This window comes from Rodentibacter haemolyticus, from assembly GCF_015356115.1.
Lineage (GTDB): Bacteria > Pseudomonadota > Gammaproteobacteria > Enterobacterales > Pasteurellaceae > Rodentibacter > Rodentibacter haemolyticus.
Window position 1 is genome coordinate 1,194,952 of the sequence record NZ_CP063056.1, and the last position, 25,095, is coordinate 1,220,046.

Below are 25,095 nucleotides of genomic sequence, written 5' to 3' on the forward strand. Positions count from 1 at the left end.
TATGACTACTCAACATAAAAAAATTGCTATTACTGATGTCGTATTACGCGATGCCCATCAATCTCTTTTTGCAACCCGAATGCGTCTTGAAGATATGCTGCCAATAGCCGCTGAATTAGATGATATCGGCTATTGGTCATTAGAAGCTTGGGGGGGCGCAACTTTTGATAGTTGTATCCGTTTTTTAGGTGAAGATCCTTGGGTTCGTTTACGTGAACTGAAAAAAGCCTTACCAAAAACCCCATTACAAATGTTACTACGCGGGCAAAATTTATTGGGCTATCGTCATTATGCCGATGATGTGGTGGATCGTTTCGTTGAACGTGCTGTCGCAAACGGAATGAGCGTTTTCCGCGTGTTTGATGCGATGAACGATCCCCGTAATATGCAACAAGCCTTGAAAGCCGTTCGCAAGCAAGGCGGCCACGCACAAGGCACATTGAGTTATACCACCAGCCCGGTTCACACCTTAGAAACTTGGTTGAACACCACCGAGCAATTATTAGAAATCGGTATTGATTCTCTTGTGATTAAAGATATGTCGGGCATTTTAACACCGATGGCGGCTTACGAATTAGTGAGTGAAATAAAAAAACGTTACGATGTTCGCTTGCATTTGCACTGCCATGCCACCACCGGTATGGCGGAGATGGCATTGTTAAAAGGTGTGGAAGCAGGACTTGACGGCATTGATACCTCCATTTCATCAATGAGCGGTACTTACGGCCACCCTGCCACCGAAGCTCTCGTTGCCACTTTACAAGGCACGGGTTACGACACCGGTTTAGATGTGCTGAAAATTGAGAAAATCGCGGCTTATTTCCGTGAAGTTCGTAAAAAATATGCGAAATTTGAAGGTCAATTGAAAGGTTCTGACAGCCGTATTTTAGTAGCACAGGTGCCGGGCGGAATGCTAACGAATTTGGAAAGCCAATTAAAACAGCAAAATGCGTCCGATAAGTTAGATTTAGTATTGCAAGAAATTCCGAAAGTGCGCGAAGATTTGGGCTATATTCCATTAGTCACTCCAACCTCTCAAATTGTGGGAACGCAAGCGGTTATTAATGTATTAATGGGGGAACGCTATAAAACCATTGCAAAAGAAACCGCAGGAATTTTAAAAGGCGAATATGGACGCACTCCTGCGGCCGTTAACAGTGCATTGCAGGCTCGGGTACTGGATGGCGCACAACCGATCACGGATCGCCCGGCGGATCATCTCGCACCGGAAATGGATAAACTCATTACAGAAGTGAAACAATTAGCACAAGAAAAAGGCATTAAACTTGCCGAAAATGAAATTGATGATGTGTTAATTGTTGCCTTGTTCCCACAAGTGGGCTTGAAATTCTTAGAAAATCGCGGTAATCCGTCAGCCTTTGAGCCTGCCCCGACAGCCGAAACCCCGTCAAACAAAACGGTGGAAAAACCGACCGCACTTTCTACGGCTAAATCCTCCGAACCGGCGGTTTATACCGTTGAGTTAGAAGGCAAAGCATTTGTTGTTAAAGTCAGCGAGGGCGGAGAGGTAACCAATATCGCCCCAACGACAGTTCCAACGCCTGCACCGGCGCCAGCAACACCTGTTTCAGCGCCTACATCAAACACAGGTACACCGATAACCGCACCGATGTCAGGAAATATTTGGAAGGTTGTCGCCACCGAAGGGCAAACTGTCGCAGAAGGGGATGTATTGCTCATTCTTGAAGCAATGAAAATGGAAACCGAAATTCGTGCCGCCCAAGGCGGTACTGTGCGTGGTATTTCCGTCAAAACCGGGGATAGCGTTACTGTGGGCGATACCTTAATGACCATCGCATAAATCGTAGGCGGTAAATATGGACAGTATTATTGCATTATTTAAAGGAATGGGCATTATGCACTTGGAATGGGGGCAAGCCGTAATGATCGGTGTGAGCTTGCTCCTGCTTTGGCTTGCCATTGCCCGAAAATTTGAGCCGCTGCTCTTATTGCCTATCGGTTTTGGTGGATTGCTATCCAATATTCCTGAAGCCGGAATTGCAATGAGCGCATTAGATAACCTTCTCCACTCAGGCACGGTACAGCAGCTTTCATTGGTTGCGGCGAAATTGAATACCACAGCGGATCCCGCAGCGATAAAAGCAGCACTCAATAGTGCGTTACCCTCTCAAATCGCAGCACTTGAAACCTTAGCCGGTGACTTAGGATACAGTGCCGGTATTCTCGCACTTTTCTATAAAGTGGCTATCGGCTATGGCGTTGCGCCGCTTGTTATTTTTATGGGGGTAGGTGCAATGACGGACTTCGGTCCGCTTCTTGCAAATCCAAGAACGCTGTTACTCGGTGCGGCTGCACAATTCGGTATCTTTACCACTGTGTTAGGGGCATTAGCATTAAACTGGCTTGGTATTATTCCGTTTACGCTTCCACAAGCTGCCGCTATCGGTATTATTGGCGGTGCAGACGGCCCAACAGCGATTTATCTCACCAGTAAACTCGCCCCTGAATTATTAGGCGCTATTGCAGTCGCCGCGTATTCTTATATGGCTTTAGTTCCCTTGATTCAACCACCGATTATGAAAGCCTTAACGACAGAAGAAGAACGCAAAATTCGTATGGTTCAACTTCGTCACGTCAGCAATCGTGAGAAAGTGCTGTTCCCGATCATCTTGCTGTTATTAGTCGCTTTATTGCTACCTGATGCAGCACCGCTACTGGGAATGTTCTGCTTTGGTAACTTAATGCGGGTAAGCGGTGTAGTGGAACGTTTAAGCGATACCACGCAAAATGCCTTAATCAATATCACCACTATCGTGCTTGGTTTGTCGGTCGGCGCAAAATTAGTGGCAGATAAATTCCTTCAACCGCAAACTTTAGGCATTTTATTACTTGGCGTGATTGCTTTCGGAATCGGTACGGCAAGCGGCATATTAATGGCAAAATTGATGAATAAATTCAGCAAAAACAAAATTAACCCGCTTATCGGATCTGCCGGTGTATCCGCCGTACCAATGGCAGCGCGGGTATCAAATAAAGTCGGTTTAGAAGCGGATCACCAAAACTTTTTACTGATGCACGCCATGGGACCGAACGTGGCGGGAGTTATCGGCTCTGCCATTGCAGCGGGGGTAATGCTGAAATATATCGCCGGAATGTGATGTTTTAAAATAAAAAAAGAGCGGTCAAATTCGACCGTTCTTTCGGCATTATGTCTCAGTCACACAAAGAGAATTTTATCTTCAGTATTTATCGGGGGTAGGGGGCGTTAAGCTTTGCGTAACGCACCGTTTTATCTGCGCTCTTTTTCACATTAACTTTCTGTTAAAACTAAGAATGAGCTAATTGCACCGCCTCCGCTACCAATCGCCCGATCTCCTGCCAATCTTGTGTCTCAATCAGTTTTTTATCCACAAACCAAGATCCACCACAGGCAACGACATTAGGAATAGAAAGGTAGTCTTTGAGATTTTGGGTAGAAATTCCCCCTGTAGGCATAATTTGAAGATTGTGATAAGGGCCTAATAACGCCTTGATCATTTTTACCCCGCCACTGGCTTCCGCCGGGAAGAATTTTACTGCCGAAATGCCCATTTCCAAGGCGCTTTCAATAGACATCGGATTGTTCACCCCCGGAATAACAGGTAAACCTAAATCCAAACAAAGTTGTACAATTTTCGGATTGAATCCTGGCGTTACAATCGCATCTGCCCCCGCATTTTTGGCAGAAACCACTTGTTCTGCGGTTAATACCGTTCCCGCTAAAATTAAAATATCCGGTTGATTTTGGCGTAATAAGCGGATTGCTTCCTCTGCCGCTTCAGAGCGAAAGGTAATTTCTGCCACGGGTAAACTGTTTTGAGAAAGAGTTTCCATCAAAGGCAAAATATCTTTTGCTTTATTTAATGCAATGACAGGAATGATTTTAAGTAAACGAAGTTTTTCGATAAGTTGTTCGGTTGTCATATTTTGTTCCTCGTATTCGTTTTATGGTATTTACACACCGCTATAAGCAGAAAATCCACCGTCAATCGGCAATACGACACCGTTTACAAAGCTGGCGTAACGCTCATCCATTAAAAATAAAATGCCGCCGACCAATTCTTCCGCTTCCCCGAAACGCCCCATTGGCGTATTGGTTAAGATTTTATTGGCACGAGCCGTTGGCTTGCCCTCTTGATCAAATAACAATCCTCGATTTTGATTGCTCACCAAAAAACCCGGTGCAATAGCATTGCAACGAATACCCACATGGGAAAAATGCACCGCAAGCCATTGAGTAAAATTACTAATCGCCGCTTTCGCCCCTGAATAAGCCGGGATTTTAGTCAACGGAGTAAAGGCGTTCATACTGGAAATATTGATAATATTTGCCCCCGTTTTGCCAACCATATCCTTAGCAAACACTTGTGTTGGCAACAGCGTGCCTAAATAATTGAGATTAAATACAAATTCAACGCCCGCTTTCTCTAATTCAAAGAAAGATTTGGATTTTTCAGGTAAATCAAATTCGTGAAATTCGTTATCGGTAGTAGCTTTCGGACTGTTGCCTCCCGCACCATTAATCAAAATATCACAGCTGCCGAAATCAGCAAAAATAGCATCTCGACTGGCTTGAATACTGGTAAGTTCCAACACATTGGTCTGATAAGCTTTAGCAATTCCGCCTTCAGCGATAATTTCATCGGCAAATTTGACCGCACTTTCAAGATTAATATCAAGCAAGGCAATTTTTGCCCCCGTTTTAGCAAGTTGTTTTGCGAGAAACCCGCATAACACACCGCCTGCACCGGTGATAACAATCGTTTTATCTTTAAATGAATGATTTTGAGCAATATTCATCATTGCCTCCTTAATTGAATTTAGTTAAAAAATGCTGTGTTGCAGAGCGTGAAATAATCGCCCCTTTATGTTGAATAACAATCGCAGCGAGCTGATTACCTTGTTGGCAGCAGCCGGTAAAATCCTTGCCTTGCAAATAACCGTTGAGGAAACCTGCATTAAAGGCATCACCGGCCGAAGTGGTATCCACCACGTTTTTCACCTCACAGGCGATCACTTTTCCGCTATTTTTTGTGACATCACGGAAAACCGCCCCCTCTTTTCCCACTTTCACCACGATATTTTTTACGCCTAATTGCGTTAATCGCTCAATCGTGGCTTGCGGCGTGGCATCTTTCCAAAGTGCTTGTTCATCATCAAAGGTAACTAATGCCAAATCCACATAAGGCAAAAGCGCGGTATAAATTTGGCGGGTTTCTACCGCACTTTGCCATAGGGCGGGGCGATAATTCGTATCAAAGGCGACTTTTACCCCTTTTTGAGCAAGACCGATTAATTGATTTACCAATTTTAAACGGTCATTTTCGGGCAAAATAGCCAATGAAATGCCACTCAAATAAATCATATCCATTTGCGCTAATGCAGATAGAACCCTTGAATAATCAATATGTTGCAGTAAATAACGTGCCGCCGATTGATGACGCCAGTATAAAAATGTACGCTCACCTTGTTGATCTAACTGGATTAAATAGAGTCCGGGCTGGCGATGAGAATCCTGCAGCACGAGATCTGTGTGAATATTATCTTCCCGCCAAGCATTCAGCATCCCTTCACTTAGTTGATCCGTACCGAGAGCGGAAACATAATGCACTTGAACTTGCTCACCGGAAACACGAGCCAAATAGGTTGCCGTATTCAAGGTATCTCCACCATAAGCCTGCCTCATTGAACCAAACGGCTCCCCGTTCAGCTCAATCATACATTCCCCAATAATCGCTATTTTTTTCATCGGGTTTCCTTATTTGAAATAAGCCTTAGCGTTGTTGAAACAAATATCTTGCACCATTTTTCCCAACAAATCTAAGTCATTCGGCACTTCACCGTTTTCTACCCAATTCCCGATAAGATTACATAAAATACGGCGGAAATATTCGTGCCGCGTGAAGGAGAGAAAACTACGAGAATCAGTCAGCATTCCGACAAATTGACTAAGCAATCCGAGTTGTGAAAGTTGTTGTAATTGGCGCTCCATACCATCTTTTTGATCATTAAACCACCAACCTGAACCAAATTGGATTTTTCCGGCGATACCGCCACCTTGGAAATTACCAATCATTGATGCCAACATTTCGTTATCACGAGGGTTTAAGCAATATAAAATCGTTTTTGGAAGCTGGTCGGTTTTATCCATCTCATCCAATAAATTCGCTAACTTTTCGGCGTATGGGCGATCACCAATGGAATCAAAACCCGCATCTGCACCGAGTTGAGCAAACATTCTGCTGTTATTGTTGCGAATTGCCCCGATATGATATTGCATTACCCAATTTCGTTTGTGATATTCCTTGCCAAGCCAAACTAAAAGTGCGGTCGAAAATTGGGCTGTTTCTGTTTCTGAAAGAGGTTTTTTTTGTAATCTTTTTTGTAAAATATGGGTTAATGTTTGTTCATCGGGAATTGGTGAAAATCGTACTATTTCAATACCATGATCAGAGGCCTTGGCTCCGTTTTGATCAAAATAATCCAAACGATTGACCAATGCAGATTTTAGATCTGAAAAGTTTTCAATTTTTTGACCCGTAATATGCTCAAGCTGAGAGAGATAGTCTGTAAAACCATCTAATTCAATTTTGAAAATTTTATCGGGACGAAATGTCGGAACAACTTCCACATCAAAATTTGAATCAGCTTTTATTTGTTGGTGATAACGCAAATCATCAATTGGATCATCTGTTGTGCCGACTAAGCGAACATTCATTTGTTTTAAAATGCCACGAGCGGAAAACTCAGGTGTTGCAAGTAAAGCATTACATTTATGCCAAATTTCGTCCGCACTTTGCGGATTAAGTAGCTTATTTTCAATACCAAACGGGCGGCGAAGTTCTAAATGTGTCCAGTGATAAAGCGGATTACCAATACATTTCGGCACCGTTTCTGCCCAGACTTGATATTTTTCTTCCGCCGATGCATTACCTGTAATCAACTTCTCTTCTACACCCGCCGAACGTAATGCCCGCCATTTATAGTGATCGCCCTCCAACCAAATTTCAGTCAAATCCTTAAATTGGCGATTTTCTGCAATATCTTTTGGGCTTAAATGACAGTGATAATCGAAAATCGGCATATCTTTAGCGTATTGGTGATAAAGTTTTTTTGCCGTATCTGTTGCAAGTAAAAAATCTTGATCCATAAATGTTTTCATTTTTTAATCCTTTGTTTTATAACCGAAATCAGGTATGGCTTGCCAGCGCTGTTTAAAATAATGAGCAGCCATTTTGGGTTCTCGAGTACGTGTAAATAAGCCTTTTTTATTGCCCTGCACACGGAAAATGCCATATTTGGTTTGAAAATCGGCAAAATTCCATACTTGTTCACCAATAAAATAGTCAAAACTATCCATTACTTCATGATTAGCTTGGTAATATTCAATTTGAAATTCTTCGGTAAAGGGGGTATTAAAATCCATATCGTGCAAACCGGCTATTGTGTCCACTCCATATTCGGTAAACATTATCGGCTTGGTAGGAAATAGTTGGTGCCAGCGTTCAATTTCCGAACGGAGTTGATTTTTTGCAGTAGTTAAATCAGCCGTGTTCACATACCAGCCATAATAGCGATTTAGACAAATAACATCACACAATGACATTGCTAAATCTTTACCTGCCGGCGCAAGCATAATGTTAACGAAAGTACAAGGTCGCTTTTGTGGATCAAGTGAACGGGCTAATTCAAATAAAGGTTTAAAATATTCATATGCCCCTTGTTCCGCAGTGGAAGGCTCATTAGCAATTGACCACATAACGACACAAGCGTAATTTTTATCTCGTTCAATCAATTCGCGAATAACCTGTTGGTGAGCCTCTGTCGTTTGGTATTTTTCCCAAGTGTTAATTTGTTGGCTAGCATCTTGGAATAAATTAACGCCAAAATTATGCATTAATCCGACAGCGGTTGTTTCATCAATCACAACAAAACCTTCCCTATCCGCCAGCCGCATAATTTCTTCCGAATAAGGGTAATGAGATGTTCGAAATGAGTTCGCGCCTTGCCATTTCATTATGTTGAAATCCAATACATTCACTGCTGAATTTAACCCTCTCCCGGCAAAATGAGAATCCTCATGTTTGCCGTAGCCTTTGAAATAGAAGGCGTTACCATTAATTAAGAATTGATTATCTTTAATTTCTATCGAACGAAATCCCACTGGTAAACAATAACAGTCTTGCACTTCTCCCAGATTAATCAGTTCAATTTTTATGTCATATAAATAGGCATTCAATGGCTGCCAACGTTTTACATTTGAAATAGTAAAACGTTGTGTTTTTTCCGCCCCTTCAGATTGAGCAACTAACTGTTGCTGTTCATCATAAACCGAAATAGTAAAGTTCTCGGCGGATCCTACGGATTGTATAGCGATATTCACAGAAACATCTTCGCCAACAAAATCGTAAGTTATGGTGAGATCATCAATATAATTATAGGGTTTCGTCCATAATTTAACCGGACGATGTATTCCTGCATAGTTGAAAAAATCAAAATTTTCATCGACTTTTTTCACTAAATTTCCATTCTCATCCTGTTTTTCGGAATAATTGCCAACAGGTAAAGTGGAATTATCCAAAATATTATTGGCTTTAACCGTTAAAAGATTCTTACCTTGTTGAACGAACTCGGTAATTTCAAATTCAAAAGGGGTAAAACCACCTTTATGCGAACCAATAAATCGGTCATTCAAATACACTTCGGCAAAATGGGTTACCGAATCAAAACGTAGGAAAAGGCGTTCATTCAGCATTGCTTTAGTGACGAAGATGTCTGTTTGATAGAAGAAATCGCCGACATAATTTTTATATTCACTTAAAACCTGTTGATCGTTAAATGATGCAGGCACCGCTATCGGTTGCCATTCAGTTCCCATTTCAAAGCGGAATTGCCAAATACCGCTTAAATCAATTAATTGACGACTTTCAGTCGAAATCGGATATAACATTTTCTATTCCTTATTGCTCATATGGTAAATGAATAGTTAAGTACGTTTTTCTAATTCGGCAATGTTGGCTGCAACTTTTGCTTTTGAAAGCGGATACCAAAATTGCAACATCAAAAAAATCAGGAAACAAGAAACCGCCGGCACAAGGGTTGCGACATTGTAAATTGACTCTAAAGTCTCCGTTGATTGGGTTCCCCCTACTTTGTAACCAATAAGACTCAATGCAAAGCCTCCTAAGCCACCGGCAAGAGCTTGTCCTATTTTACGAGCGAATGAGTAAACCGCATAAATCGTACCGTCTTCACGACGATTGGTTTGTAGAAATTGGTTATCAATAATGTCGGTAATAAATGCCCAAATAATTACCATAAAGTAGTTAAGACCAAGCAATGCGATGAAAGCAACGGAAATATAAACCCAAACATTAGTAATTTTTAATACAAAGAGAGCCAAATAAACAATACCGGTAAACAATAAAGCTATTGCAGCACTTTCCTTTTTACCAAAGTGTTTTACAATCGGATTAGCAAAGGGCGCAACTGTAAAGGTAGCAATTACCCCCAACATTCCGCCAATAGATAATCCCAGTTTGCTATTGAAATAATCGACATAGAGATATGGATTCATTGTACCGATCAGCAGACTAGCGAGTAGTAATACAATCGCAATCAAGATAAAAATCATCAGTGATTTGTTAGTGAATAGACTAATAAAGATATTTTTTACATCATTCAAGCAATGAGCTTGATTTTGATGACGACCTTGTTTTTCAGGTAGTTGCACCCGTTCGACCGAATTTTTCCAACAGAATTGGTAAAGAAGAAATGCAACAACCATAAATATCCCCATAATGATAGTAAACATTTCAGGAATAATAATTTGTTTGCCATCCTCGCCTGTTTTATAAACTAGTAATGGAATCACAAAGGAGATAAAAAGCAGTGCGATATTTGCGCCCATTGAACGGAACACCGATAAACTAGCCCGTTCTTCAGGTTGAGTAGTAATGACGGTTGCCATTGAGCCGTAAGGGATATTAACCGCCGTATAAGCAAAACTTCCCCACACAATATAAGTTACACTGATATATACTAACTTAGCGGAATATGACCAATCTTTTACAATATGCAAAAAGAGTAAGAAGCCGGAAATACATACGAAAGGGGAGGCTCTACGAATCAACCCTCTAAAACGTCCTTCTTTAAACGGCTTAATCGTATCGACTAAACGTCCCATTCCAATATCAGTAAAAGCATCAATAAAACGGGAAACTAAAAAAAGTAAACCAACAACGTAGCCCTCAATTTCCAATACATTGGTATAAAACAGCATTAAAAAGAAGGCAGTCATCATAAAACTAAGATCATTGGCTAAATCGCCACTTAAATAAGCGACTTTATCTTTCAGACCAAAGGGTCTAGTTGTATTTTTGTTATCCATACAAAGCTCCTTGAGTTTGTAAGTTTCTAGGAAATTTAATCGCCACCACGGGAGAAAACGCGATAGACGATTTAGATATGGGTATCTTTTAATCCGCAGAACGCATCAACCGGACTTTTGCCTTTAAATTCGGATTTCCCCATCATCTTCTCAACCAACAACGACAAGGTCGCCTCACGTCCGTCATAGGCATTAATGTAAGTCTTCACTTGTGGCACATCCGCTAAATGGAACGGACATTGTACGGACACAAATATGGTCGGCACTTCATGAACATAAAACGGGATATCCGGCGTACCTTTGGTAGCATGCCAAATAATACGTTGCCCCGTACTCGAATTAACATTAGCCACATTAATAATAAGATCGTATTTGGAAGTTAAATCCCGAATTGGGCGTTTTTGAGCATATTCATTACGAATTACTTTAACCTGTTCTTCATCGGATAATTTCACTAAATCGTCCATTGGCGATTTATAAATTTCGACTACAAACCCTTTTTTTTCCAAAATGTCTTTAAGAATATCAGTCGGATTTTTACCGCCACCTGCGATCATTTTGCCGAAACCACCTTCTACACCTTTTACATTTACTAACAAAATGCGACGATGAGTTTCAGGAGAGATCGGAAAAATATTCTGTTTGTATTTCACTAAAGTAATTGCCTGATCTGCAACTTCAGCAAAAATTGTTCTATTTTCCTGTAAACCGATTTGAGCAAGGGCTTTTTCTTTTGGTGGTAAAATGTCGGTCTTCGCTTTTTTATGTAAGCCGAGTTTTGCTTTTAACCCTAAAATACGCGTTAAAGCGTCGATTAAGCGTTCTTCTGTAATGACACCGTTTTTGTAGCCGTCCAACATATATCCGAAGTCTTCATCAGGGTCATTGAAAAAAAGAAATAAATCACAGCCGGCAGCAATTGAAGCTGGTAATAATTCGCTACGTTTCATTGCAGATGTCATCGCAACCATATGGCTGGCATCCGTTACCACTACACCGTTAAAACCGAGCTTGCCACGTAATAAATCCGTAACAAGAGGTTTAGAAAGCGTTGCTGGTAAGCATTCCTCATCACTTAGCGTTGGATTAAACCGTTTTTCATAACTGGGTAAATGAATATGCCCCGCCATAATAGATGGCAAACCCGCATTAATTAACCCTTGATAAACTTTACCAAAGGTGCGATCCCACTGTTCACAATCAAAACTGTTAATGCTAAAAGAAAGATGCTGATCTCGCTCATCTACGCCATCACCGGGGAAATGTTTAGCGGCCGGTGCAATACCGCTTTCCTGAATCCCTTTCATATAAGCGAGAGCCATTTCTAATACCGTATCAGGATCATTGGCAAAAGTGCGGTTGGAAATGATTGGATTTCTCCAGTTGTAGTTAATATCGACAATCGGGGCGAAACTCCAATTACAACCAATTGCTGCCGCCTCTACGCCTGCCACACGTCCCATTTCATAAGCGTATTTAGCGTTGCCGGTAGCGCCAATTTTGACATGTAATCCAACTTCTGTTCCGTCTGTACAAGCACCGTTTCCACCCGCTTCGGTATTTGCAGCAATCAAAAGCGGAATTTTGCTTTTCGTTTGTAAAATATAGTTCTGGTCGTATACATCTTCAGCTTTACCGGGGTTATAACGCACGGCCCCGATATGGTATTTATTCACTACCTCCGTTAAATAGCTCTCTTCTCTACTTGCTCCCATATTTACAAAAAGTTGCCCGATTTTTTCTTCAAGGGTCATTTGCTCAATTGTTTTTTTCACCCAATGAATATCCTCTTTATTAAGAAAATAAGGTTTTTTAGTTAAATCAACGCTCATTATCTTTCTCCTTTTAAGCGGTTAAATTTTGATTAAATTTTTCAACTAACTGATTTTGGTATGCCAAATCGTATTCATTTGATAGTAATTTTCCTAAGGCTCTCAACACCAATTCATCCCAAGATTCATTTTCGTAATTACATAAAATCGGAAAAAAATGTACGCCTTGAGTTTGTGCCGCCTCCAAATCACCAGGAGAATCGCCCACCATTAGGATATGATTCGACAGATAGCCCTTCTCTTTTAATAAACCTAAACAGCGGGCCTTTGAACCTTCATTTTGTCCATAAATATAGTTGGTGTAATCAATCAAACGATGGCGTTGCCATTCGTCTAAAATCGCTTGATTGTTAGCTGAACTGACAATTGCAATATCTGCAAACTGTTGAATAAAGGAAAGTGAACGCGGTACATTGAGATATGGCTTATCTTCACCCCGTAACCCTTTAATTGCTTGATTCACCGCTTCAGACCAGGCTAGGGCTTGTACTAAGTCAGATGAAGATTGACGGGTAATTTCTTGTTGAAGTGATCGATTCGAGAGTTCCTCAGCAGTTTCCACCCATTGTTTAAAACGAGAAAAATTTCCTTGATAACCATATTTTTCAAAGGAAAATAACAAACCTTTAAAACGATTTGTGCCACGAGTTTTTGAATAAAGATTAACGTTATTCCATACCTCTAAAAAACGAGTCTGATCTTTAATATCAAAAAAATCAGCGACTAAAGGAGCAAAACATTTAAAATGTTTAACGTTCATTGTGTCCATTGCACAGCCGTCCGAATCAATACAAACTAAAAATTTTTTCATTATTACGCCCCTCTATTTTGAGTAATATTCATAATATATCCTTCCATTTTACTGTGGAACATAGCCTAAAAATGTTTTCGGTAAGATGAGGCTAATATCAGGGATAAAAGTTACCATCAATAATGTAACAAGCAGTGCAAGGAAAAACGGCACCATAGGTTTTAATACTTTATCAATACTAACCCCTCCCACAGAACAACCGATAAATAACGCACTACCTACTGGCGGGGTGCAAATTCCGATACACAAATTAAATGTCATCATAATGCCGAAATGAACGGGATCTACGCCTAATTCTGTTACGATAGGTAAGAAAATAGGGGTAAAAATTAATACGGCAGGTGTCATATCCATAAATGTGCCGACAATAAGCAACAAAAGGGTGATAAATAATAAAATCACAATTGGATTAGCCGATACCGCTAATAAAGCATCTTGAATTAAATAAGGTACATCTGCATTTGCCATTGCCCAAGACATACCTGATGAAGCACCTATTAATAGCAAAACAATTGCGGTGGTAACGCTAGACTCTAAAATAATTGCGGGTAATTCATTAAGTTTGACCTCTTTATAAATCCCCATTGCTAAAACTAAGGTATAAACTACCGCAATTGCAGAGGCTTCCGTCGCAGTGAAAACACCCGCAATAATGCCACCGATCACAATCACAATTAAAGAGAGAGACGGAAGGGCATCAATCATTTTACTTAGCACTTCTTTACAACTTGGTGTGTTCTCTACAGGATAGCGACGTCGTTTTGCCATAGTACCTGCCACTACCATAATGCCTAACCCCATTAAAATGCCTGGTAAATAACCGGCTAAAAATAATGCTGAAATAGAGGTTCCGCCTGAGACAAGAGAGTAAACAATCAAGGTGTTGCTTGGTGGAATTAATAAGCCTGTTGGACAAGATGTAATATTTACTGCAGCGGAAATTTCCGGATCATAACCTTCTTTCTTTTGCAATGGAGACATAATCCCACCCATTGCCGCCGCAGATGCAACCGCTGAACCTGAAATCGAACCGAACATCATATTGGCAAGAACGTTGGTATGAAAAAGTGAACCGGGTAATTTTGCTCCCAATGTTTTTGCTAATGCAATTAATCGCATTGCAATGCCACCCCGATTCATTATATTTCCTGCCAGTATAAAAAATGGGATTGCCAATAGTGCAAAGTTATCCAACCCTGATGCCATTTTTTGTGTAACCACGGTTAGTGCACTCTCTAATGGTAATGTCATACCAATAGTAATCAGTGTTGAAATTGCAATCGCAAATGAAATCGGTACAGAAAGGGCCAGCATTACCGCAAATGTACCGAAAAGAACTAGAATAATTGACCATTCCATAAGAAAATTCCTTAACTACGAGATGAAAATTGCTGAATTTTGTGGATAAATTCAATAATAAGATAGAACAACATAATAATTCCCGCGACAGGTAAGCAAAGGTAAACAACCCCCATATCAATTCCCAATGAGGGAGAAATTTGTCCTGAAAGATGAGTATCCCAAGCGAGATTGCTTCCTCCGTAAACTAAGATAAAACCGGCAAAAAAGAGCATAAAAAGCAAAATCACGATTTCTAACATCACTTTCTTTGTCCCTTTTGTTTTTAAAAGCAGGAGGTCTATCGCAAGATGTCGCTTTAATCCTGTGGCATAAGCTGCTCCGATTAACCCCACCCACATAAATAAAAAGCGGGCGAGTTCATCCGTTACAATGCTTGCTTCACCTAAAATGTAACGTGAGAAAACCTGCCAGACAACGCAAATAACCAATATGGACGAAAGTGTGACAGAGAAAATAGCAAGTAGGCGATTTACGAATTGAATCAATTTATCCATTTTATTACTCCATAAGAATTGGGGCATTTGGATACTACATAATTTTTTTACTTAAAACTGAGATCCAGATCACAAAACTTAAAATTGGTTTACCAATTTTTATAATTAATGTGATTAATGTCACATTTTTAAGAAAATTATTTTGACTGATTTACTTAAATATAGAATCATTGGTTCACCAAATTGTAATAAAGAGGGAAATCCAATGAAACTAAAAAGTAAATTTCTTAAAAGCACATTATTGCTTTCCTTTATATCCGGTTTTTCAATGGCAACTGATGCAGCAACTACATTGAAACTAAGCCATAATCAAAATCGTTCTCACCCTGTGCACGAAACATTACAGTTTATGGCGAAACGGGCTGGAGAATTATCGGACGGAGAATTGAAAATTCGTATTTATCCGGATGCTCAGCTAGGTTCACAGCGAGAATCTTTAGAACTGGTACAGAAAGGCGCATTGGCTTTGGCAAAATCTAATGCGGCGGAATTAGAAGCTTTTAGTAAACCTTACGGAGTTTACAACCTACCTTATTTATTTGAAAACAAAGATCATTATAAAAAAGTAATGGCAAGTGAAGTGGGGCAAAATATTTTGCAATCTTCAAAAAATAATGGATTTATTGGTATTGCTTATTTAGATGCCGGAGCAAGAAGTTTCTACACAAGTAAACCAATTAACACCCCCGCTGATCTTAAAGGATTAAAAGTTCGTGTTCAGCCAAGCCCTACTGCTGTCAATATGGTGAAATATTTAGGGGGAAACCCAACGCCCTTAGCCTATGGAGAGCTTTATACAGCATTGCAACAAGGCGTAGTTGATGCTGCAGAAAATAATATTCCCTCTTACACATTAAGCCGCCATAACGAAGTGGCTAAATATTTCAGTGTCGATGAACATACCATGGTGCCGGACGTGTTGGTTATTTCGACTAAAGTATGGGACGGTTTAAGCGATAAAGAGCAAAAAGCACTGAAACAAGCGGCGAATGAAGCTACAGAAAAAATGCAAGAACTGTGGGTAATTTCTGAAAATAAAGAGAAAGAACTCGCCCTCAAGCAAGGTGTGACTTTTGTAAAAGTCAATAAAATGCCTTTTAAAGATGCGGTAAAACCTATGTATGAGGAACTAAAAAAAACCGATCCGGAAACCTATAAAGTTGTAGAAGCGATCAGAAAAGTACAATAATTATGCTATGATTAACGATAATCTGTTATACCAATTTAATTATTGTCAATAAAGGTTTAAAAACTATGGATCAAAATTATGAACTCCGTTCGTATAAAAAAATCGGCGAATTACTCAAAGAAGAATTACGCCAAGGCGTATATAAAATCGGTGAGCGCTTACCTCCGGAACGGGATATCGCCGAACGTTTTGAAGTAAGCCGTACGGTTGTTCGCGAAGCCTTAATAATGTTGGAATTAGAAGGGCTTATTTCGGTTAAAAAAGGATCGGGAGTTTATATTATTGGTTTACCATCCAGTAATGATAATTTTGATTCCATAGATGTTGGACCTTTTGAATTGTTGCAAGCGCGCCAATTACTTGAAAGTAGTATTGCAGAGTTTGCAGCCATTCAGGCTACTCGAAACGATATTTTACGTCTAAAAGAAATTTTAGCCAGAGAATATCAAACTTTAGAAAATCACGAAGATACTGATTATTCTGCGGATGAAGAGTTCCATAGTGCAATTGCTGAAATTACTCAAAATGAAGTATTAATTAAAATGCAAGAAGATTTATGGAAATATCGAGCTAATCCAATGTGGAAAGGATTACATACTCACATCAAAGAACATCATTATCGACAACTTTGGCTAAAAGATCACGAACAGATTTTAAATAGTATTCAACGAAAAGATCCGGCTCTTGCCAAAAAAGCAATGTGGCAACATATTGAAAATGTAAAGAAAAAACTTTTTGAATTATCGAATGTTGATGAGCCCGATTTTGATGGATATTTATTTAATATTAGCCCTGTTGTTGTAGGAATTTAGCCTAACGTAAGTTAAATTTAAAAACGTCTATTGCATTGCTGCGCTTCACTGTACTACTTTGTACTACCTTCAGTTTGCGCCTTTGTAGCCGTTTTAACTTAATTCACTATAAATGACCAGGAGAAAAACAATGGAACAAACGTGGCGTTGGTATGGACCGAAAGATCCGGTATCTTTGTCTGATGTACGTCAAGCCGGGGCAACAGGTATCGTTACAGCACTTCATCATATCCCGAATGGGCAAGTGTGGTCTGTGGAAGAGATAGAAAAACGTAAAGCGCTGATTGAGCAAGCAGGCTTGCACTGGTCTGTGGTAGAAAGTGTGCCGGTGCACGAAGAAATCAAAACGCAGACGGGCAATTTCCAACTTTGGATCGATAATTACAAGCAAACGTTACGAAATTTAGCAAAGTGCGGTATAAAAACGGTTTGTTATAATTTTATGCCTGTATTGGATTGGACAAGAACTGATCTTGCCTACGAAATGCCGGATGGTTCTAAAGCCTTGCGTTTTGATCATATCGCTTTCGCCGCATTTGAGTTACATATTCTAAAACGCCCGAATGCAGAAAAAAGCTATACGGAAGATGAACGCTCTCAAGCTCAAGCCTATTTTGACAAAATGACAGAAACGGAAATTGAGCAACTTACCCGTAATATCATCGCAGGTTTACCGGGGGCAGAGGAAGGCTATACGTTAGCGGAATTTCAGGCTCAATTAGATCGCTATAATGACATTACGCCGGATAAATTCCGTGAACACTTGGCTTATTTTTTAAATGAAATTATTCCTGTTGCTCAAGAAGTCGGCGTTCAAATGGCGGTTCACCCTGATGATCCGCCTCGCCCGATTTTAGGTTTACCCCGTATTGTTTCCACGATTGAAGATATGCGTTGGTATGTGCAAACTCAACCATTACCGGCGAACGGTTTTACGTTTTGTACCGGGTCTTATGGCGTTCGGTCGGATAACGATTTGATTGCAATGGCTACGGAGTTTGCAGATCGGATTTATTTTGCTCATCTTCGCTCTACACAACGAGAGGATAACCCATTGAGTTTTCACGAAGCCGATCATTTAGCAGGTGATGTGGATATGTTCGGTGTGGTGAAAGCCATTCTCACCGAAGAATATCAACGCAAAGCCAACGGCGATGTGAAAGAAATCCCGATGCGTCCTGACCACGGTCATCAAATGCTGGATGACCTCCACAAAAAAACCAACCCGGGTTATTCGGCTATTGGTCGTTTGAAAGGCTTAGCTGAATTTCGCGGATTAGAGTTGGCGATTAAACGTGTTTATTTTGAATAAACACTTCAATTACTAAAATTTTTATGAGATCTTCTTCACAAAAATGAAAAGATCTCATTTTTTATTTTAAATTTATCCCGTAGACTGCCGTTAACTAAAAATAAGATCTTAAAGATAATTTATGTTTAAACAACTTCAACAAATTGGTAAAGCCTTTATGCTGCCTATTGCCATTTTACCTGCGGCAGGCTTATTGCTTGGTATTGGTGGGGCACTTTCCAATCAGGCAACAATTTCTGCCTACCCCCTGCTAAATCACCCGATTTTGCAAGGCGTTTTTCAAATTATGTCGGCGGCAGGTGCGATTGTGTTCAGCAATCTGTCCTTATTTCTCTGCATTGGATTAGGAATCGGGCTTGCTAAACGTGATAAAGGTGTAGCCGCTTTAGCAGCAGTTGTCGGCTATCTCATTATGACCGGCACAATCGCTGCATTAATTCCGCTTTTTTCACCGGAAACGAAAAGCATTGATACCGGTGTGATTGGTTCTCTCGTTATGGGGCTTATCACCGTAAAACTACATAATCGTTATCATAATATTCAACTACCCCAAATTCTCGGCTTTTTTGGCGGTTCGCGTTTTGTGCCTATCGTAACGGCATTTGCAGCGATCTTTGTCGGATTTATCTTCTTCTTAATTTGGCCGACTTTTCAAAACTGGCTTGTCAGTGCCGGTGAAAGTATTGCCAAAATGGGAGAGATAGGTACGTTTTTCTATGGTTTTTTAATGAGATTAAGCGGTGCGGTCGGATTACACCATATGATTTACCCGCTATTTTGGTACACGGAACTTGGCGGTACAGAAATCGTGAACGGAGAACTGATTGTCGGCGCACAAAAAATCTTTTTTGCTCAACTTGCCGATCCGACTCATCAAGGACTCTTTACCGAGGGAACACGCTTTTTTGCCGGACGTTTTGACACCATGATGTTTGGTCTTCCGGCGGCGTGTTTAGCGATGTATCATTGCGTACCGAAAAAACGTCGAGCCAAGCTAGGCGGCTTATTTTTAGGAGCGGCCTTAACCTCCTTTATTACCGGCATTACCGAGCCGATCGAATTTATGTTCTTATTTGTAGCTCCTTGGCTTTATGTCTTCCACGCATTTTTAGACGGCGTGTCTTTCTATATTGCCGACTTACTCAATATTTCTATCGGTAATACATTCTCCGGTGGATTTATTGATTTTCTCTTATTCGGCATTTTACAAGGCAATGAAAACACCCATTGGGTTAGAGCTGTTATTGTAGGGTTCGGTTGGGCATTGCTTTATTATTTCTCGTTCCGTTTTTTCATTACTCAATTTAATGTTATGACGCCGGGACGGGCAGAAGAAGCGGAAGAAACCGGCGAACAACAAACCTCTTCTTTAACGGAAAATTCGCATAAAATCATTGAATACTTAGGCGGTGCCGATAACATTGAAAATGTCGATGCCTGTATCACGCGTTTACGTGTTGCGGTGAAAAATGTCAGCACAGTAAACAAAGCACAACTCAAAGCCCTAGGCGCTATTGAAGTGTTAGAAGTCGGCGGCGGTGTACAAGCTATCTTCGGAGCAAAAGCCGTGCTGTATAAAAGCGAAATCAACCAAATTTTAGGGAAAGAAGATTAAATTAACACTTCAAAATTCCTAAATAAAAAACATCTACTTTAAAGGTAATTTCGGTATTATGTAGCAGTTGCACAAATCATTGTAGGGTGCGTTAGGCGAAGCCGTAACGCACCAACCAAGGTTTAATGATGATGAAACGGTGCGTTATGCAAAGCTCAACGCACTCTACCGAAATAAATATCTCTTTGTGCAACCGCTACATAATACCGGATAATTTCAAAAAGTTGAGATGTTTTTAATTTGTCGCTAAAAATACCTTCAAAAATGACCGCACTTTTACTATATCGAATTAATTTTCGGCAAAAAATAAGGCCTGTAAAACAGACCTTATTTTCATTAAGAACACATTACTTCTTCTCGCCAATCGGCAACACCGTGTGCCCGTAAGATTCGTTTAAAATCTCAGCTGCGGCAAGATAAAAAGCACACAATGCGGTAATTAACCCCAGATAGCCGCCAATATTCACAATGCTATGATTGCCTGTAGCATCGCCTATTGCTAAGGCATAAAACGTGAGGGTTAAGAAAAAGAAAATAGCCTGTAATGCTTTAGGTTTAGAGAATGTTGCTAAAAACATCATTAGGGTAAAGGTTCCCCAGCAAGCTAAATACCAAGCGACAAACACCGGTGAGGTATCGCCTTTAAAGAAGGCAACAAATAACGCCCAAGACCACCAAAACGCACCATAGCTAATGAATGCGGTAAAACCGAAGGTGTTACCTTTTTTAAACTCAAACATACCGGCGATCATCTGCGCAGTACCGCCGAATGCAAATGCCATACCTAATACCAATCCAAGATTTGATGTATCAAATACGCCTGCATTAATTAAACACAATAACCAAGTGGTTAAAGCAAAACCGCATAAACCCAAAGGACCCGGATTAGCTAAACCGTCTTTTGCCGACATAAAATTTTCCTTATAAAACGTGTATATCAAAGCTCGCTATTATGGCGAAAACCTTATTAGAAATAAAGCGTTGGAAAGTAAAATTTCTTACCTCTTTTAGGTTATTTGATCAGGATCAGCTTTCACTTAAATAGCCTTTAAATGTGATCGAGATCACAAAATGACCGGCGTATAATGACAGTCAGTCAAATAATTAAAACTTTAGGAGAAAACTATGAGTAATCTAGTGGAAAATGCAATCAGCCCGGCACAAGCTGAGGTTAATGCTTTGGTGGAAAAAGGGTTGCTTGCCCTTGAAGAATTTCGCCAACTGAACCAAGAGCAAGTCAACTATATTGTTGCCAAAGCTTCTGTGGCAGCATTAGATCAGCACGGAGTGCTTGCAATGCACGCTTATGAGGAAACGGGACGTGGTGTATTTGAAGATAAAGCGACCAAAAACCTATTTGCCTGCGAATATGTTGTAAACAATATGCGTAACCTCAAAACCGTAGGAGTGATCAGTGAAGATGACGTAACCGGTATTACCGAAATCGCCGATCCCGTCGGGGTAATTTGCGGTGTTACCCCAACGACCAACCCAACTTCTACCGCTATTTTCAAATCCTTAATTGCATTAAAAACCCGTAACCCGATTGTCTTTGCTTTCCACCCTTCCGCACAACAATCTTCCGCCCATGCCGCCCGCATTGTGTATGAAGCCGCAGTAGCAGCAGGTGCGCCTAAAAATTGTATTCAATGGATTGAACATCCTTCAATGGAAGGAACATCCGCCCTAATGAAACACCCCGGTATCGCCACTATTTTAGCCACCGGTGGCAATGCAATGGTGGAAGCGGCTTATTCTTGCGGAAAACCGGCTCTGGGCGTAGGGGCTGGCAATGTGCCGGCGTATGTGGAAAAGTCCGCCAACTTAAAACAAGCGGTACACGATATTGTTATGTCAAAATCTTTCGATAACGGTATGGTGTGCGCTTCCGAGCAGGCTGCGATTGTGGACGAAGAAATCTATGACGAATTTGTCAAAGAAATGCAATCTTACGGCGTATATTTGGTGAATAAAAAAGAAAAAGCCATGTTGGAAGCGTTAATGTTCGGCGTAAAAGCGGACAGCAAAAACTGTAGCGGTGCAAAATTAAATGCTAATGTTGTGGGTAAACCGGCGACTTGGATTGCCGAACAAGCAGGTTTTAAAGTTCCGTCCCGCACCAATATTCTTCTTGCCGAATGTAAAGAAGTGGGCGAAAAAGAGCCATTAACACGTGAAAAATTATCGCCTGTTTTAGCATTGGTAAAAGCCACTTCAACCGAAGACGGCTTAAATAAAGCGGAACAAATGGTGGAATTTCACGGTTTAGGGCATTCCGCTGCCATTCACACAACCAACGCAGAACTTGCCAAAGAATTTGGCGAACGGGTTAAAGCCATTCGTGTTATTTGGAACTCGCCCTCCACCTTCGGCGGTATCGGCGATGTGTATAACTCCTTCCTTCCGTCCCTCACTTTAGGCTGTGGTTCTTACGGTAAAAACTCCGTAGGTAACAACGTAAGTGCGGTCAATTTAATCAATATTAAACGAGTGGGAAGACGGAGAAATAATATGCAATGGTTTAAAGTGCCTTCAAAAATCTACTTTGAACGTGATTCAATTCAATATTTACAATCAATGAAAGGAATGGAACGTGTCGTTATCGTAACCGACCGCACTATGGTTGATCTCGGTTTCGTTGAAAAAATTGCCAACCAAATTACCGCACGCGGCAATCACGTAACCTATCAATTATTTGCCGATGTTGAACCGGATCCGTCAATCGAAACCGTACGCCGTGGTACGGAATTATTACGGAGCTATCAACCTGACACGATTATTGCATTAGGCGGCGGCTCAGCAATGGATGCTGCAAAAGTAATGTGGTTATTCTATGAACAACCTGAGGTGGATTTCCGTGATTTGGTACAAAAATTTATGGATATTCGCAAACGTGCGTTCAAATTCCCACAATTAGGACGTAAAGCCCGTTTTATCGGTATTCCGACTACATCAGGGACGGGTTCTGAAGTAACCCCATTTGCGGTGATTACCGAGGGCGATAAAAAATATCCAATTGCCGATTATTCATTAACACCAACAGTGGCAATTGTGGATCCGGCATTAGTGATGACCGTACCGGCACATGTTGCCGCCGATACCGGATTAGACGTACTCACTCACGCAACCGAAGCCTATGTTTCCGTACTTGCTAATGACTTTACTGACGGCTTGGCATTACAGTCAATCAAGTTAGTATTTGAACACTTAGAACGCTCGGTAAAAGAGAAAGATCCTGAAGCCCGCGAAAAAATGCACAATGCCTCCACCATGGCAGGTATGGCATTCGCCAATGCATTCTTAGGAATGAACCACTCTCTCGCACATAAAATCGGCGGTCGTTTCCACACACCACACGGTCGAACCAATGCAATCTTAATGCCGCACGTAATTCGCTATAACGGCACCCGCCCGGAAAAAACCGCAACTTGGCCGAAATATAACTATTATAAAGCGGATGTGAAATATCAAGAGATTGCCCGTATGCTCGGTTTACCTTGTGCAACACCTGAAGAGGGTGTGAGATCTTACGCACAGGCTTGTTATGATTTAGCTGTGCGTTTAGGTGTAAAAATGTCTTTCAAAGAACAAGGACTTGATGAGCAGGCTTGGCTGGATGCCCGCCGTGAAATCGCCTTGCTCGCCTTTGAAGATCAATGCTCACCTGCCAACCCACGTTTACCGCTAGTGGCGGATATGGAGGATATTTTAACCCGTGCTTATCAGGGCTATAATCCGGAAGATTATTAATCTATAAAAACATAAGGAAAATTGACCGCACTTTGGGAAGCCGAAGTGCGGCTTTTCTTTTAATTTCAGATAATGATGCAAATATGTGAATAAATTGGCAAATAAAAAACGACACAAAACGGAAGCAATCACTTCCGTTTTGTATTGTTGATACTATCCTTTTTGACGATTCGGCAATATTATTGCTAATCCCAATCCCGCTAGGGCTGGTAGCAACCAAGGTAGAGAAATGTCGGAGAAAGGTAAATGTTGAACCCAATTTACTAGCGTCATAATGCCAAATTCTTCCCCTAATACACCCACCAATGAAACCATCGCCACGAATACCACGGTTAATTGCATACCTGTTTTTGAAAGGGCGAGGCATTTGTTCAACATCACTAAAATCACAATGGTGATAGTAATCGGGTAAAGGATCAAAAGTACCGGTAAAGAAAAGCGGATAATAGTATTCAATCCTAAATTGGCGACACCCAATCCGAGCAATGCAAATATTGTAGCGTACACAGGATAAGATAAACGTGGAAAACGTGATGCAAAAAATTCAGCGGTAGAAACAATCAATCCTGCTGTCGTGGTAAAACAAGTTATCGCCACCATTACGGCTAAAAACCATTGAGCGGATTGACCAAAAATTGCTTGAGTGGCTTGTGATAAAATATACACGCCTTTATTCATTTCGCTATTCATCACCTCTTGCGGTACCGGAAAATGATTTCCTAAATAGGCCAATCCGATATAAAGCACGCTAAAACCTAAGGCGACAATAACGCCGACCAGCCAGATCGTTGAAACATATTCTTTTCGAGAACTAAATCCTAGCTGTTTCAAAGTTTGAACCGCCACTACACTAAATGCGACGGAAGCCAGCGCATCTAACGTGTTATAGCCTTCAATAAAGCCCGTTCCGAATGCTTCTTTCGCATAATCCCCCATTGCCGATTGGGGAACGCTCGCCCCGTATTTTACGATACCCAACACCACTAAAATAACAATCAATAACGCAAAAATAGGGGTGAGGATTCGCCCGATGCTATCTAAAATTTTAGAGGGGTTAAGGGCGATAAAATAAGCGGCGAGGAAATAGAATAAGGTGAAAATACCCAGTCCTTTCGTGCTTACACTTTCCGATAACATAGGAGAAATACCGACTTCATAAGCAACAGTTGCAGTACGCGGAATTGCAAAGAACGGCCCTATTGAAAGATATAAAATCACGAGGTAAAGCGTTGCGAACCAAGGTGAAACTTTCCGTGAGATTTCATCTACATAGCCTTTTGGATTTAGCATTCCGATAATCAGGGTGAGAACCGCAATACCTACACCGGATAATACAAATCCTAAAATTGCCGGCCAAAATCGCTCGCCGGATAATGCGCCTAAACTTGGTGGAAAAATTAAATTACCGGCACCAAAAAACATACCGAATAATAAAAGCCCGGTTAATCCGGCTTTTTTTATCATCATTGTTATCTTACCTATAATAATTGGGCGGCGGAGTATAACA

General features: G+C 40.8%; 19 protein-coding genes. 7 read left to right on the forward strand and 12 right to left on the reverse strand.

The annotated features are described in order from the left end of the window. Position 1 precedes the first annotated feature (1 nt). Both oadA and IHV77_RS05760 read left to right on the forward strand, forming a co-directional pair. Positions 2-1,822: a sodium-extruding oxaloacetate decarboxylase subunit alpha gene (gene oadA, locus IHV77_RS05755; protein ID WP_194813130.1), complete on the forward strand. Its 1,821-nt coding sequence runs from the start codon at positions 2-4 to the stop codon at positions 1,820-1,822. A 16-nt stretch (positions 1,823-1,838) separates the two neighbouring features. Continuing rightward, positions 1,839-3,140 carry a sodium ion-translocating decarboxylase subunit beta gene (locus tag IHV77_RS05760; RefSeq protein ID WP_194813131.1) on the forward strand — a complete coding sequence of 434 codons (1,302 nt, stop codon included), beginning with the start codon at positions 1,839-1,841 and terminating at the stop codon, positions 3,138-3,140. A 169-nt stretch (positions 3,141-3,309) separates the two neighbouring features. Here IHV77_RS05760 and IHV77_RS05765 read toward each other — a convergent pair whose 3' ends face one another. The 10 genes from IHV77_RS05765 to IHV77_RS05810 form a co-directional block, all read right to left on the reverse strand. Continuing rightward, positions 3,310-3,945 (reverse strand): bifunctional 4-hydroxy-2-oxoglutarate aldolase/2-dehydro-3-deoxy-phosphogluconate aldolase, encoded by a 636-nt coding sequence (locus IHV77_RS05765; protein WP_194813132.1) that lies wholly within the window; start codon positions 3,943-3,945, stop codon positions 3,310-3,312. A 30-nt stretch (positions 3,946-3,975) separates the two neighbouring features. Further along, complete coding sequence (locus IHV77_RS05770; RefSeq protein ID WP_194813236.1) at positions 3,976-4,821, reverse strand: SDR family oxidoreductase; 846 nt, start codon at positions 4,819-4,821, stop codon at positions 3,976-3,978. A gap of 10 nt (positions 4,822-4,831) precedes the next feature. Continuing rightward, complete coding sequence (locus IHV77_RS05775; RefSeq protein WP_194813133.1) at positions 4,832-5,770, reverse strand: sugar kinase; 939 nt, start codon at positions 5,768-5,770, stop codon at positions 4,832-4,834. Positions 5,771-5,779: 9 nt separating this feature from the next. Next, entirely contained in the window at positions 5,780-7,183 is a 1,404-nt protein-coding gene (gene uxaC / locus IHV77_RS05780) for a glucuronate isomerase (RefSeq protein ID WP_194813134.1), read from the reverse strand. A 3-nt stretch (positions 7,184-7,186) separates the two neighbouring features. Then, the gene (gene uidA / locus IHV77_RS05785) at positions 7,187-8,971 is read right to left on the reverse strand and encodes a beta-glucuronidase (RefSeq protein WP_194813135.1); all 1,785 of its coding nucleotides are present in this window, start codon (positions 8,969-8,971) and stop codon (positions 7,187-7,189) included. A gap of 36 nt (positions 8,972-9,007) precedes the next feature. Beyond that, complete coding sequence (locus tag IHV77_RS05790; RefSeq protein WP_194813136.1) at positions 9,008-10,411, reverse strand: MFS transporter; 1,404 nt, start codon at positions 10,409-10,411, stop codon at positions 9,008-9,010. Between the two features lie 71 nt (positions 10,412-10,482). After that, positions 10,483-12,243 carry a glycoside hydrolase family 3 protein gene (locus IHV77_RS05795; RefSeq protein ID WP_194813137.1) on the reverse strand — a complete coding sequence of 587 codons (1,761 nt, stop codon included), beginning with the start codon at positions 12,241-12,243 and terminating at the stop codon, positions 10,483-10,485. A gap of 13 nt (positions 12,244-12,256) precedes the next feature. Beyond that, a complete protein-coding gene (locus IHV77_RS05800; RefSeq protein WP_228550046.1) occupies positions 12,257-13,054 on the reverse strand; it encodes an HAD family hydrolase in 798 nt (265 codons plus the stop codon). A gap of 48 nt (positions 13,055-13,102) precedes the next feature. Beyond that, complete coding sequence (locus tag IHV77_RS05805) at positions 13,103-14,413, reverse strand: TRAP transporter large permease (RefSeq protein WP_194813138.1); 1,311 nt, start codon at positions 14,411-14,413, stop codon at positions 13,103-13,105. 11 nt (positions 14,414-14,424) lie between these two features. After that, positions 14,425-14,910: a TRAP transporter small permease gene (locus IHV77_RS05810; protein WP_194813139.1), complete on the reverse strand. Its 486-nt coding sequence runs from the start codon at positions 14,908-14,910 to the stop codon at positions 14,425-14,427. Positions 14,911-15,115: 205 nt separating this feature from the next. On the opposite strand from IHV77_RS05810, the gene IHV77_RS05815 reads away from it, so the two are divergent. The 4 genes from IHV77_RS05815 to IHV77_RS05830 all read left to right on the forward strand — a co-directional run bounded on the left by IHV77_RS05815 (position 15,116) and on the right by IHV77_RS05830 (position 19,838). Next, positions 15,116-16,099 carry a TRAP transporter substrate-binding protein gene (locus tag IHV77_RS05815; RefSeq protein ID WP_194813140.1) on the forward strand — a complete coding sequence of 328 codons (984 nt, stop codon included), beginning with the start codon at positions 15,116-15,118 and terminating at the stop codon, positions 16,097-16,099. 65 nt (positions 16,100-16,164) lie between these two features. Further along, the gene (locus IHV77_RS05820) at positions 16,165-16,911 is read left to right on the forward strand and encodes an FCD domain-containing protein (protein ID WP_194813141.1); all 747 of its coding nucleotides are present in this window, start codon (positions 16,165-16,167) and stop codon (positions 16,909-16,911) included. Between the two features lie 130 nt (positions 16,912-17,041). Next, complete coding sequence (gene uxuA, locus IHV77_RS05825; RefSeq protein ID WP_194813142.1) at positions 17,042-18,223, forward strand: mannonate dehydratase; 1,182 nt, start codon at positions 17,042-17,044, stop codon at positions 18,221-18,223. A gap of 121 nt (positions 18,224-18,344) precedes the next feature. After that, positions 18,345-19,838, forward strand: coding sequence for a PTS transporter subunit EIIC (locus tag IHV77_RS05830; RefSeq protein WP_194813143.1), 1,494 nt, complete (start codon positions 18,345-18,347; stop codon positions 19,836-19,838). Between the two features lie 347 nt (positions 19,839-20,185). Here the strand turns inward: IHV77_RS05830 and IHV77_RS05835 are convergent, their stop codons facing one another. Then, the gene (locus IHV77_RS05835) at positions 20,186-20,749 is read right to left on the reverse strand and encodes an acetate uptake transporter (protein ID WP_194813144.1); all 564 of its coding nucleotides are present in this window, start codon (positions 20,747-20,749) and stop codon (positions 20,186-20,188) included. A 214-nt stretch (positions 20,750-20,963) separates the two neighbouring features. Between IHV77_RS05835 and adhE the strand changes: the two genes are divergently transcribed. After that, entirely contained in the window at positions 20,964-23,588 is a 2,625-nt protein-coding gene (gene adhE / locus IHV77_RS05840) for a bifunctional acetaldehyde-CoA/alcohol dehydrogenase (protein WP_194813145.1), read from the forward strand. Positions 23,589-23,741: 153 nt separating this feature from the next. Here the strand turns inward: adhE and brnQ are convergent, their stop codons facing one another. Next, on the reverse strand, positions 23,742-25,055 hold the full coding sequence (gene brnQ, locus IHV77_RS05845) for a branched-chain amino acid transport system II carrier protein (protein ID WP_228550047.1): 1,314 nt from the start codon (positions 25,053-25,055) through the stop codon (positions 23,742-23,744). Positions 25,056-25,095 lie beyond the last annotated feature (40 nt).

Excerpts from the sequence above, each read along its gene's own strand:
- oadA (WP_194813130.1), top strand. The coding sequence starts at position 2 with ATGACTACTCAACATAAAAAAATTGCTATTACTGATGTCGTATTACGC.
- IHV77_RS05760 (WP_194813131.1), top strand. The coding sequence starts at position 1,839 with ATGGACAGTATTATTGCATTATTTAAAGGAATGGGCATTATGCACTTG.
- IHV77_RS05770 (WP_194813236.1), bottom strand. The coding sequence starts at position 4,821 with ATGAATATTGCTCAAAATCATTCATTTAAAGATAAAACGATTGTTATC.
- IHV77_RS05830 (WP_194813143.1), top strand. The coding sequence starts at position 18,345 with ATGTTTAAACAACTTCAACAAATTGGTAAAGCCTTTATGCTGCCTATT.
- IHV77_RS05800 (WP_228550046.1), bottom strand. The coding sequence starts at position 13,054 with ATGAAAAAATTTTTAGTTTGTATTGATTCGGACGGCTGTGCAATGGAC.
- IHV77_RS05775 (WP_194813133.1), bottom strand. The coding sequence starts at position 5,770 with ATGAAAAAAATAGCGATTATTGGGGAATGTATGATTGAGCTGAACGGG.
- uxaC (WP_194813134.1), bottom strand. The coding sequence starts at position 7,183 with ATGAAAACATTTATGGATCAAGATTTTTTACTTGCAACAGATACGGCA.
- IHV77_RS05805 (WP_194813138.1), bottom strand. The coding sequence starts at position 14,413 with ATGGAATGGTCAATTATTCTAGTTCTTTTCGGTACATTTGCGGTAATG.
- uxuA (WP_194813142.1), top strand. The coding sequence starts at position 17,042 with ATGGAACAAACGTGGCGTTGGTATGGACCGAAAGATCCGGTATCTTTG.
- IHV77_RS05820 (WP_194813141.1), top strand. The coding sequence starts at position 16,165 with ATGGATCAAAATTATGAACTCCGTTCGTATAAAAAAATCGGCGAATTA.
- IHV77_RS05815 (WP_194813140.1), top strand. The coding sequence starts at position 15,116 with ATGAAACTAAAAAGTAAATTTCTTAAAAGCACATTATTGCTTTCCTTT.
- brnQ (WP_228550047.1), bottom strand. The coding sequence starts at position 25,055 with ATGATGATAAAAAAAGCCGGATTAACCGGGCTTTTATTATTCGGTATG.
- IHV77_RS05795 (WP_194813137.1), bottom strand. The coding sequence starts at position 12,243 with ATGAGCGTTGATTTAACTAAAAAACCTTATTTTCTTAATAAAGAGGAT.
- uidA (WP_194813135.1), bottom strand. The coding sequence starts at position 8,971 with ATGTTATATCCGATTTCGACTGAAAGTCGTCAATTAATTGATTTAAGC.
- IHV77_RS05835 (WP_194813144.1), bottom strand. The coding sequence starts at position 20,749 with ATGTCGGCAAAAGACGGTTTAGCTAATCCGGGTCCTTTGGGTTTATGC.
- IHV77_RS05810 (WP_194813139.1), bottom strand. The coding sequence starts at position 14,910 with ATGGATAAATTGATTCAATTCGTAAATCGCCTACTTGCTATTTTCTCT.
- adhE (WP_194813145.1), top strand. The coding sequence starts at position 20,964 with ATGAGTAATCTAGTGGAAAATGCAATCAGCCCGGCACAAGCTGAGGTT.
- IHV77_RS05790 (WP_194813136.1), bottom strand. The coding sequence starts at position 10,411 with ATGGATAACAAAAATACAACTAGACCCTTTGGTCTGAAAGATAAAGTC.
- IHV77_RS05765 (WP_194813132.1), bottom strand. The coding sequence starts at position 3,945 with ATGACAACCGAACAACTTATCGAAAAACTTCGTTTACTTAAAATCATT.